This window comes from Cellulosimicrobium sp. Marseille-Q4280 (assembly GCF_943181405.1).
Taxonomy (GTDB): Bacteria; Actinomycetota; Actinomycetes; order Actinomycetales; family Cellulomonadaceae; genus Cellulosimicrobium.
The window spans coordinates 147,785-159,143 of record NZ_CALPBY010000006.1; the positions used below are offsets into that span (position 1 = coordinate 147,785).

7 protein-coding genes are annotated in these 11,359 nt (G+C 73.1%); 2 read left to right on the plus strand and 5 right to left on the minus strand.

The genetic code is table 11. The annotated features are described in order from the left end of the window. Positions 1-62 precede the first annotated feature (62 nt). Together NFS20_RS15985 and NFS20_RS15990 are read left to right on the plus strand one after the other, a co-directional pair. A complete protein-coding gene (locus NFS20_RS15985; protein WP_251152796.1) occupies positions 63-989 on the plus strand; it encodes a PhzF family phenazine biosynthesis protein in 927 nt (308 codons plus the stop codon). 180 nt (positions 990-1,169) lie between these two features. Then, the gene (locus NFS20_RS15990; RefSeq protein ID WP_251152797.1) at positions 1,170-2,429 is read left to right on the plus strand and encodes an MFS transporter; all 1,260 of its coding nucleotides are present in this window, start codon (positions 1,170-1,172) and stop codon (positions 2,427-2,429) included. A 32-nt stretch (positions 2,430-2,461) separates the two neighbouring features. Here the strand turns inward: NFS20_RS15990 and NFS20_RS15995 are convergent, their stop codons facing one another. The 5 genes from NFS20_RS15995 to NFS20_RS16015 form a co-directional block, all read right to left on the minus strand. Further along, a complete protein-coding gene (locus NFS20_RS15995) occupies positions 2,462-3,598 on the minus strand; it encodes a WxL protein peptidoglycan domain-containing protein (protein WP_251152798.1) in 1,137 nt (378 codons plus the stop codon). Positions 3,599-3,757: 159 nt separating this feature from the next. Beyond that, on the minus strand, positions 3,758-5,032 hold the full coding sequence (locus NFS20_RS16000; RefSeq protein ID WP_251152799.1) for a hypothetical protein: 1,275 nt from the start codon (positions 5,030-5,032) through the stop codon (positions 3,758-3,760). 39 nt (positions 5,033-5,071) lie between these two features. Then, entirely contained in the window at positions 5,072-6,100 is a 1,029-nt protein-coding gene (locus NFS20_RS16005; RefSeq protein ID WP_251152800.1) for a sugar phosphate isomerase/epimerase family protein, read from the minus strand. A 92-nt stretch (positions 6,101-6,192) separates the two neighbouring features. Next, positions 6,193-9,870, minus strand: coding sequence for a PQQ-dependent sugar dehydrogenase (locus NFS20_RS16010; RefSeq protein WP_251152801.1), 3,678 nt, complete (start codon positions 9,868-9,870; stop codon positions 6,193-6,195). Positions 9,871-10,353: 483 nt separating this feature from the next. Then, positions 10,354-11,334: a sugar phosphate isomerase/epimerase family protein gene (locus NFS20_RS16015; RefSeq protein WP_251152802.1), complete on the minus strand. Its 981-nt coding sequence runs from the start codon at positions 11,332-11,334 to the stop codon at positions 10,354-10,356. Positions 11,335-11,359: the final 25 nt, after the last annotated feature.

The following is an 11,359-nucleotide window of genomic DNA, read 5'->3' on the forward strand; positions in this document are numbered from 1 at the left end:
CAACTTCTGTCAAAGGATCGGCAAAAGTCACCCGTCGCGCGCCGCCGCGTAGGCTCGCTCGTATGAGTGCACGCCACGGCGACGTCGATCCGTCGCGACCGTTCGCGCAGGTCGACGTCTTCACGGCCGTCCCGACGCTCGGCAACCCGGTGGCCGTCGTGCTCGACGGCGACGGGCTGAGCGACGAGCAGATGGCCGCCTTCGCGCGGTGGACCAACCTCTCCGAGACGACGTTCGTCCTGCCGCCCACGGCACACGGCGCGGCCGACGGTGCCGACTACCGCCTGCGCATCTTCACCCCCGCGGGCGAGCTGCCGTTCGCCGGGCACCCCACCCTCGGCTCGTGCCACGCCTGGCTCGAGGCGGGCGGCACGCCCCGGGCGAGCGGCGCCGTCGTGCAGGAGTGCGGCGTGGGCCTCGTGACGATCCGGAGGGGTGTCGACGCCGGCGACGACTCCGGCTCCCTCGCCTTCGCCGCGCCGGACCTCCTCACGGACGCTCCGCTCGGCGACGACGAGGTCGGTGCGATCGTCGCGGCGCTCGGCGTCCCCGCCGACGCCGTCGTGGACCACCGGCTCCTCGACAACGGACCCGGCTGGCGCGTCGTGCTGCTCGACTCGGCGGAGCGCGTCGCGGCGCTCGCGCCCGACTTCACGGCCCTGCGCGCGCAGCACCCGGACCTGTCCGTGGGCGTCGTCGGCCTCTACGCCTCCGGGTCCGACGACGCGTCCGGGCCCGACGGCGCAGCGGCCGAGGTGCGCGGCTTCGCCCTGGCCATGGGCATCCCCGAGGACCCCGTGACCGGGTCGCTCAACGCGGTCGTCGGGCAGTGGCTCGTGCGCGACGGACGGCTGCCCGACCGGTACGTCGCCGCGCAGGGCGCCGCCCTCGGTCGTGCGGGCCGGGTGCGCGTCGAGCGCGACGACGAGGGGACGGTGTGGGTCGGCGGCGACTGCGTCACGGTCGTCGCGGGTACCGTCCGCGTCTGACCCGCCGGCCGCCGGACCCCGCGCTACCGCCGCGCTGCCGCCGGGCTGCCGCCGGGCTGCCGCCGAACCATGGGCCGTGTGCCGCCGGCTGCCGCCGAACCCCGGGTTGCACGCCGTTGAAGGGATTCAGCGACGTGCAACCCGGGGTTCGGCGGCACGACGCTCCGTAAACTGCGGCAAGTGTCAAGACTCCCAACGGTTTCCGGGAACACCCCTGCCCAGGCCGACGACGCCGCGACGGTGGCGCGCGCCCGCTGGGCGCTCATGGCGCAGTTCGCCCTCTTCGGGGTCGTCGGCACGTCGTGGATGAGCCGCCTGCCGTCGGTCCGCGACGCGCTCGGGCTGAGCTCCGGACAGCTCGGGGCGCTGCTCGTGGTGGGTGGGCTCGGCACGCTCTCCGCGGTCGTCGTGACCGGGGCGGTCGTCGCACGGTTCGGCAGCCGCACGACGCTCGTCGTCGCGACGGCGGGCAACGTCGTCGGGTTCGCGCTCGTCGCGGCCGGCACAGGAACGGGGAGCGTCGGGCTCTTCGCGGTGGGCGCGTTCGTGAACGGTGCGTGCGGCGCGCTGACCAACGTGCCGATCAACATCTGCGCGGCCTCCGTGGAGCAGCACGTCGGGCGGGCGATCCTGCCCCACTTCCACGCCGCGTTCTCCATCGGTGCGGCGTGCGGCGCGCTCGTCGCGGCGGCGTTCTCGTGGGCCCACGTCGGCATCACGGCCCAGCTCGTCGTGGTGAGCCTCGCCGTCGCCGTCGCCCGCGCCACGCTGATCCGCCCGGCCACGGCGCTCGCCCCCGAGCACGCGGGCGGGACCGCCTCGCCCCGCCGGGGTTCCGGTGTCCGCGCGGCGCTCGCCGCCTGGCGCGAGCCGCGCACGCTGCTCATCGGGCTCGTCCTGCTCGCGTCGTCGCTGTCGGAGGGATCGGCCGGGAACTGGCTGTCGATCGCCGTCGTGGACGGGTTCGCGGTGCGCGAGGCGGTCGGGGCGGTCGCGTACGGCACGTTCGTGGGCGCGATGACGGTGTTCCGGTTCGCGGGGACCGGGCTCATCGACCGGTTCGGCCGCGTCACGGTGCTGCGCGCCTCCGGGGCGTCGGCGCTCGTCGGGCTCCTCGCGTTCGGTCTCGCACCGAGCCTGCCGCTCGCCTGGGTCGGGATCGTGCTCTGGGGGTGCGGCGCCGCCCTCGCGAACCCGGTCGCGATCGCCGCCGCGTCCGACGACCCGGCGCACGCCGGCCCGCGGGTCGCGGTCGCGACGTCGTTCTCCACCGTCGCGATGCTCAGCGCACCGCCCCTGCTCGGCCTGCTCGTCGACGGTGTCGGGGCGCGCCACGCGCTGCTCGTCCTCTGCGCCGCCACCGTGCTGAGCCTCGCCGTCGCCGGGGCCGTCCGCCCGGTGGCGGAGCCGCGCCCGGCGCGCGACGGCTCGGCCGTCTGACGCGGGACCGAGCCGGGTCGCCCGACGCGGGCTCAGGTCCCGGTCGGGTCGCGGTCCCCCGCGACGACGGCGTCGGCGGCCTCGCGCTCGGCGAGGGCGGCGGCGACCGCCGCGTCGACGGCGCGCTGCTGCGCGGCCTTCGCGCGGCGGCGCGCCCGGACCCGCCACACCACGAGCGCGACGACGAGGACGAGCAGGCCGAGCGCGACCCACGGGACCGCCCACGTGGATGCGGAGGCCGTCACGCCGGGCACGACAACCTCGGGATCGGGGACGGTGCCCGGCAGGGGCACGACCTCGCCGCCGACGGTGAGCGTCCCGTCGAGCCGCACGAGCGGCCGCACGCCGTCGACCTCGACCGTGCGCTCGACCGACGACCCGGGCAGGAGCTCGGGGACGTCGACGGAGGCCGCGGCGCCGCCCGCGAGGCCGAACGGACCGGTCACGCGGACGGACGTCGCGGGAGCGACCCGCGTGTTGCCCTCGTTGCGCACCGTGAAGCGCATCGTCGCGGTCCCGGCCGCGAACGGGTTGAGCGTGCCGTCGTACTCCAGGTGCACGTCCTCGACGGCGAGCGCGGGGGCGAGGTCGCCCTGGACGCGCAGGTGGACACGGGAGCCGAGGCGGCGGTCGGTCGTCACGCCGTCGTCCGCGGCGACGACGAGGGACGAGACCACCCCGGCGGCGTAGTCGCCGGGCGTGGCGTCCTGGGGCACGGTCAGGGTGAAGGGGACCTCGACGCTCTCCTGCGGCGGGACCTCGATCCCCGGCTGGGCGAGCACGATCCACGACCCGAGCGCCGTCGACTCCTCGCCGGTCGGGAGGAGGTCCAGGGTGCCGTCGTCGGTGAGGAACCCGTCCGCCGCGTAGACCCCGAGGGCGAGCGGCTCGTCGCCGTGGTTCGTCACGACGATCGCGTCCTGGACCGAGCCGCCCGGCGCGAGCGAGTACGCGAAGTTGGGACGGTCGGTGCCCTGCGCGGTGTCGGCGGGGCGGAAGCCCCACTGCACGGTCGTCGAGGACTCGGGCGCGGGCTCGACGTCCGCCGTCGCGACGGCGGCGGGAGCGACGAGCAGCGCGAGCGTCAGGACCGGCGCGGCGAGCACGGCGAGCACGCGCCGCAGGCGTGCGCTCGCGGACGAGAGAGGGTTCGTGCGGCGGTCGGTCATGGTGCTGGGTCCTTCGTCGGTGATGCTCGGGCGGCGGTGCCCGTCTGGTGGAGACGGGCGCCCGTCGGTGCCTGACCATACGGCCGGCCGCCACGGCGCTCGTGGCGGCCGGCCACACCCCGCCCCCCTCGGCCCGGGGGGCGGGGCGGGGCGGGTGGATCACCCCAGAGCGGTCAGGGTGATCGTCGCGGTGTACGTGCCGCGCGGGGTGTCGAGCGGCAGCTTGAGGTCGAGGGTCGCCCCGACCACGGACGCGCCGCGCGCGTGACCCTCGTCGGCCCGCGCGAGGGTGCGGGCCTGCGCGAGGCCCTCGCCCTCGTCGAACCCGGACGCCACGTGCTCGCCGGCGACCGCGTCGCCGCCGTTCTCGAGGACGCCCGGCGTCCAGCCGAGGTACTTGCCCTCGACGGTCTGCCCGCCCGCGACGAAGTCGGACACCTGGCCGGTGACCGACCACGCCGGGTCGCCCGCACGCGTGTCCTGCACGCGCACCGGGACGAGCTGGCCCATCGCCTGGTAGTAGCTCAGCTCCTCGGTGGCGACACCGAGGTCGACGAGGCTCGACGAGCCCTCGAGCTGCCACGTGAGCTCGCCGCCCGACTGCGCCGGGACGGTGACGGCCACGGCCTGGTCGCCCTCGGGAGCCGGTGCGGGCGCCTCGCCCGAGTGGTCGCCGTCGACGCCGCCCGCGGTGTTGCCGGGTCCGAACGCCGCCGCCGGGTCGTTGCCCGACGTCCGGATCGTGCCCTGCACGGCCGTGCCGGCGACCCGGAGGTTGCCCGAGTTGTCCGTGAGCACGAGGTCGCCCGCGACGGCGTTGCCCCACTCGTCGGCCTGGCCGTCGGTGGTCGCCCCGACGAGCAGGTCGCGCTGGCCGTTGCTCACCGTGAGCGAGCCGCCGACGACCGCACCGGCGACGGACACGCCGTACGCCGAGCCGTCGAGCGTCGCGTCGCCGTGCACCGAGGTGCGCAGCAGGTCGACGTAGCTCGCCTCCTGGGTCAGGAGCGTGCCGGTGATCGTCGAGTCGTTGATCTCGACGTCGATGCCCCCGGCTGCGACGTCGCCACCGACGGTGAGGTCGTTGAGGTACAGGAACCCGACCCGCGTGTCGGCGGAGTACGCGCTCACGTCGCCCCCGACGCTCGTGCCGTCGAGCGAGACGCCGTACGCGTCGGTCGCGACGACGTCGCCACCGACCGTCACGGACGTCGCGTCGAGCCAGCCCTCGGGCTCGACGACCACGTCGCCCTCGACGGTCGCGCCGCCCAGGACGCAGTCGACGCCGCCGGGGACCACGAGGTCCCCGCTGATCGTCTGGTCACCGAGGTCGCCCGTGCACTCGACGTCCGCGGCGTGCGCCGCCGGGGCGACCACCGTGGCCGTCGCCAGCGCGAGCAGCGCGGCGGACGGGACCTTCCACTTCCATGTCATGCGTGCTTCTCCTTCGAAAGAAACGTGTGGTCGGTCGCGTCAGCCGCGGAGCGAGGAGATCTCGCCGTAGCTGCGCCGGGCGTTGCCCAGGGAGTTGAGCTCGTTGCCGGGCTCCGCCACGGTCGCGGCGTTGTCCTGCTCGTACATGCCGAAGCGCTGACCGCGGTCGCGCAGCTCCGAGAGGAAGGCGGCGTAGGGGATGTTCCCGGCGCCGAACTCGATGATGTCGTAGCCGTTGGTGCTCGCCTCGTTGGTCTTGCCGTCCTTGAGGTGCAGGATCGGGAAGCGGCGCGGGTCGGCCTTGACGTACTCGATCGGCTCGAACCCCGGGTACAGGTGACGGCCGACGTAGGCCCAGTACACGTCCATCTCGAAGAAGACGAGCTCGGGGTCGAGGTTCTCCCACAGCAGGTCGTAGACGCGCGTGCTCGGGTCGTCGCTCGTGAAGTTGAACTCCTGGGCGTGGTTGTGCGAGTAGAGCTTCAGGCCTGCCGCCTTCGCCTTCGCTCCCATCTGGTTCCACACGTCGGTCGCCTGGAGCCACGCGTCCTTCGGCACGGGGCCGCCGTAGCCGCCCGCGATCGGGCCGCCCTGCCCGAGGTGCGGCATGCCGAGCACGAGCGCCTTCTCGATCTCGGCGTCGATGTTGTTGAGGTTGAGGTTGACGTGGGCGCCCGCGGCGCGCAGGCCGTTGTCGTCGAGGAGCTGGCGGATCTCCGGCACGGTGATCGCGCCGACGTTGCCCTGCGTGTACCCGGCGAACTCGATCTCGGAGTAGCCGATGTCCGCCAGCTCCTCGAACACCTGGCGGAAGCCGAGCGAGCTGACCTTGTCGCGGACGGTGTAGAGCTGGATGCCGATGCGGTTGACGGGGACCAGGCGCCCGCGGCCGCCCGACGGGGCGGGGGCCGCGGCCAGGCCTGCGCCCCCGAGCGCGCTGGCCGCCGCCGGGCCGAGGATCGCTCCGGCACCCACGGCGACCGACGACGCGGCGAGCGCCTTGAGCAGGTTGCGACGGCTCATCGGCTTGGCCGGGACCGTCGGGTGGTGGTGGTGCTGTGAACTCATGTCTCTCCTTCGAGGTGAGCCGCCCCGGGACAGCCCGGGGACGTCCGGTGGGCCGGTGGCCCGGGCGCGAGGCCCGAGCCACCGGCGAACGGTCAGCTGCGGACCGTGAGGTTGAACGTCGCCGAGCTCTTCGCGACACCGGCGGAACCGGCGTACTGGGCCTGCACCTGGTAGGTGCCGGTCTCCCCGAGCCTGGGCAGCGTCACGACGACGTCGCCGGCCGCGTCGAGCGTCCCGGTACGGGTCGCGACGGTGACGTTGTTCTTCTTGACGGTCAGGACCACGTCACCCGTGGCGACGACGCCGGTCGACGGCTCGACGTGCAGCGTCGCCTTGGCGGCGACCGCCGGCTTGACCGGGTTCGGCATGACCGACCCGGTCAGGGTCGACCTCGCCTGGGCCACGGTGAGCCGCGCCCCGGCCGACGACGCCTTGAACGTGCCGTCCGCCTGGTACGTGGCCTTGACGACGTGCGTCCCGACGGCGAGCGACGGGTCGATCGCGATCGTCGCGGTGCCCTCGGCGAGGGTCCCGCGGCCGACCTCGACGTCACCCGCCGTGAGCACGACCTCGCCGGTGGGCACGCCGCCCTCGCCGGCGACCGTCACGACCGCCTCGCCCAGGTCGCCGTAGGTGACGCGAGCGGCACCGAGCGCGATGCTCGTGGTCGACTCCACCGTCGGCTCGTCGGGTGCCTCGAGGTCGATCGTGAACGACGCGCTGCCGAGCTCGGAGACGTTGCCCCCGGTGTCGGTCGCCCGGTACTGGAGGTCGTACGTGCCGCTCTCGGAGAACGCGACGGAGTACTGCTGGCGCGACGAGAGCGCCTGCCACGTCGCCCCGGCGTCGCGCGAGTACTCCACGCTCCGGATCGCCCCGTCGTCGGTGGCACCCACCGAGAACGTGACCGGCTCGTTGAAGACCCCGCCCACCCCGGTCGGCTCGGCCGGCGCGAGGGTGTGGACCACGGTCGGGGCCGTGACGTCGGCGACGCCGGCACCGACCATCGTGATGGCGTCGAGCGCGAGGTCGTCCGCCGAGGTGACGAAGAGCTGACCGCTGCCCTCGGGAGCGTCGAACGCGATCTCGACGTCCTTCCAGCCCGCACCGCCCGGGATCGTCGCCGTCGCGAAGGGCGCCGCGTCGGCGGCACCCCAGCGCAGCTGGACCTGGCCGGCGCCGTTCGCCCGGACGACCGCCCCGTCGATCCCGGCGAAGTTCACCGGGTCGAAGCGCAGGAAGTCGCCGCCCGCACCGAGGCCGCGGACGGCCGTGCCGCCCGACGCCGTCTCGTCGGCGTACACGACGACGCCCTGACGCTGCGTCGCGTGTTCCGGCTGCTGGAGCTTCGGGTTGAGGCGGACGGTGGCCTCGCCCTGGGCCGGGGGCAGCCCGTTGTGACCGGCGTCCGTGTACGTGACGACGACTGCGCCGTAGAGCTGTGCGCCCGGCCCGTGCTCGGGCGAGTTCGGGTCGGTCAGCCACGCACCCGTGCAGCCCGCGCCCGTGTTCTCCGGGTGGGCGTGCTCGTCGTGACCGAGGCCGTACGTCCACGCGACGCGCGAGCACACGGTCCCGCCACCGCTCGGAGCCTCCTCGAAGGCCGCCGCGTAGGCCGTGACCACGCCCTGCACCATCTCCGCCGACAGTGCGCCGCCGGACAGCGCGACGAGCTCGTTGAGGCTGTACCCGCTGATCTCGCCGAGCGTCTCCGCGTCGATCCCGAGGTTCTCGACGAGGACGTCGTGACCGATCTGGTCCGCGAGCCACGCGCTGATCGGGGAGTCCGCGGTGAGGTGCGGCTCCGGCGTCTCGACGGAGGCGTCGTCCTCGGCGTCGGTCGTCGTGACCCGGTAGGGGATCGCGTTGCCCCAGTCGAAGAACGAGCCGTTGCCCGGGTACTCCACCGTGACCTCGGGCGCCTGGTTGCCGACCGAGATGACGCGCGAGGTGAGCCCGCGCCGGCCGCCGTCGTCCGTCGCCCGGAGCCGAGCCGTGTAGGCGCCGATCTCGGTGTAGGTGTGCGTCGCCTGCGCGCCCGTGTAGTCGTACGTGCCGTCGCCGTCGACGTCCCACTCGTAGGTGAGGGTGTCACCGTCGGGGTCGGACGACGTCGAGGCGTCGAACGTGACCTCGAGCGGGGCCTCGGACGACGAGTTCGGCGTGGCGGTGAACCGCGCCTGCGGGGACTTGTTCCCCTCGACGTAGTCGATGCGGTAGAGGCCCGCGTCGGGATTGGCGCGGAAGAAGCCGTCGCCGTAGTCGAGCACGTACATCGAGCCGTCCGGACCGATCTCGATGTCCATCGGGTTGTCGTGGATCGGCTGCGCGGCGCTCGTCAGGGCGGAGTTCGGCAGGAAGTCCTCGATGTGCGTGACGTCGAACGTCGACCAGTCGACGGTGATCGCCGCGATGTAGTCCTGCGAGAACTCGCCCATGAACGCCTTGCCGTCCCAGTACTCGGGCAGCTTGGTGGTCGACGGGTTGTCGGCGTCGTAGTGGTAGACCGGGCCGCCCATCGGCGCCTGGCCGTTGCTCGTCCCGAAGTTCACGAGCTCGTCCCACGGCTGGTCGCCCGGCTCGTCGCCGTAGTACAGCGTCGCGGGGCGCGGTGCCGGGAGGTCGACGAGGCCGGTGTTCCAGCGGGACGTGTTCTGCAGGTTCTCCGGGTCGAAGAACTCCCCCGCGGTCGACGTCTCGAAGTCCCAGTCGTTGTATGCGAAGTTGTCGCCCGTCATGAAGGGCCAGCCCGCGTTGTGCGGGTCGTCGAGGCTCGCGACGTTCCACTCGACGTAGCCCATCGGGCCACGGTCGTTGGCGTCGGCGACGGCCTTGGTCGCGTCCGGCCCGTAGTCGCCCCAGGAGATCGAGCTCGTCTCCGGGTCGACCTCGAAGCGGAACGGGTTGCGCACGCCCATGATGAAGATCTCGGGCCGGGTGTTCTCGGTGCCCGGGGCGAACAGGTTGCCCTCGGGGATCGTGTACGTCCCGTCCTCCTGAACGTGGATCCGCAGGATCTTGCCGCGCAGGTCGTTGGTGTTCCCCGCGCCGCGGCGCGAGTCGAAGCCCGGGTTCATCCCCGGCGCGTCGTTGTTGGGCGCGAAGCCGTTGGCGCCGGGCGTGCTCGCGGGCGTGTTGTCGCCCGTCGTGAGGTAGAGGTTGCCCTCGCCGTCGAAGTCGATGTCGGCCCCGACGTGGCAGCACTGCCCGCGCTGGACCTCGACGTCGAGGATGACCTGCTCGCTCGACAGGTCGAGCGCGTCGTCGGTCCACTGGAAGCGCGACAGACGGTTGACGCCCACCCACTGGTCCCAGTAGCTCTCGTCGGCGCCGGCGGGCAGCGAGTTCGGGGCGTTCCCCGTGGGGGTGTCGGGCTGCCCGTCGCCGTCGGCGTCGATCGGCGCGTAGACGAGGTAGACCCAGCCGTTCTCCGCGAACGCGGGATCGAGCGCGATGCCCTGGAGCCCGTCCTCCGAGTTCGCGTAGACGGGGACCTGGTTGATCGTGCGCGTGGTGCCCGTCGCCGGGTCGGTGAGCCGGATGTCGCCGTTGCGCGCGGTGTGCAGCACGCGCGAGTCCGGCAGGATCGCCATGTCGAGGGGTTCGCCGACGTTCTTCGTCAGCAGGACCTTCTCGTAGTTCGACCAGTCGAGCGCGGTGTCGGCACCGGGCTCGGCCCCGTGGTCGACGCCGTCGTGCGCGGTCGCGGGCGCGACCGCCAGGCCTACGCCTGTCAGCGCGAGGGCGCCGGCGGCGAGTGCGGCCGTCATCCCTCTGCTCAGGCGTGACCGCCTGCGGATATCCTTCATGTGATGCCACTCCTGTGAGGTTTCAGTCGCCTGTGAGGGGTCATCCGGACCGGGTCGCCCCCGTCGCGCCAACGACGGAATCGGGTGGCCCGGTCTGTGTGTGTGGACTGGTGGGGCGCGGACGGGCGCCCGGCGTCGTGTCCTCCTCGTCTCGTCGTCGAGCGAAGCTCCCGCACGTCGGCGTGCGGGAGGAAGTACCTCTCCGGCCCCTGCGCGGTGCGCGGAGCGGGCGGGCGTCGGGTACGTTCACCTACCGCCCGGTCGTTATCCTACGGACCTTCTGTCAGGTGTCAATCAAAAGTTGGAAGTTGATCGTTAGTTGGGTTCCGGCGCACCCGCAGACGCCGCGATCCCCGCAGCGGCCCTGGTTCCAGGGTGCTGCGGGGATCGCGGGAGACCCGCCGTCGGACGGACCGGGTCGGTGCGGGACGTCCGGCCGCGACGTCAGCCGCGCAGGCCGAGCAGCGCCGCGTAGCTGCGCTCCGCGTTGCCGAACGAGTCGACCGGGTTCGGCGGGACCGCCGTCGTCGGGGCGTTGTCCTGCTCCCAGATGCCGTACCGGGTCCCGCGCGCCTTCGTGGCCCGGAGGAACTCGCGGTACGGCAGGTCGCCGGCGTCGAACTCGATGATGTCGAACCCGTTGGGGTTCGCCGCGTTGCGGTCGCCGTCCTTCAGGTGCAGCAGCGGGTAGCGGTGCGGGTTGTCCCGGACGTAGTCGATCGGCTCGAAGCCCGGGAAGCGGTACTGGCCGACGAAGGCCCAGTACACGTCCATCTCGAGGAACACCGTCCGCGGGTCCGTGTTGTCGAAGAAGACGTCGTAGAGGCGCACGTCCGGCTGGTCCGTGGCGAACGCGAACTCGCCGGCGTGGTTGTGCTGGTAGAGCTTGAGGCCCGCCGCGCGCGCCTGCTCCCCCCAGGCGTTGAACTCGTCGGCCGCCGCGCGGTACCCGGCGACGGTGTTGACGTTGGTCGGCGCGTTCGCGGTCCCGACGTGCGGCATGCCGAGGACGTTGGCGATCTCGAGCTGGCGCGGGAGGTCGTTGCGCAGCGCGTTGAGGCCGACGTGCGAACCGACGGCGCTGAGCCCGTTGTCGTCGAGGAGCTGCCGGATCTCCTCCGGCGTGATCGGCCCGACCTGGCCCTGGTTGTAGCCCGCGAACTCGATCTCGGAGTACCCGATGTCGGCGAGCTGCTCGAAGACCGCGCGGAACCCGAGGCTCGAGACCTTGTCGCGGATCGAGTACAGCTGGATGCCGATCTTGCCGGGGGGCAGCAGCCGGCCGTTGCCGGCTGCCGCGAGCGGCCCGGCGGTGGGTGTCGCCGCGCTCGCCGCCGGGGCGGCGGCGGCACCGAGGCCGACGGCCACGGTCGACGTCGCGAGCGCCTTGATGAGGCTGCGACGTGTCATCTGGGACGTGCTCATCGTCTCTCCTTCGAGGGATGACCGA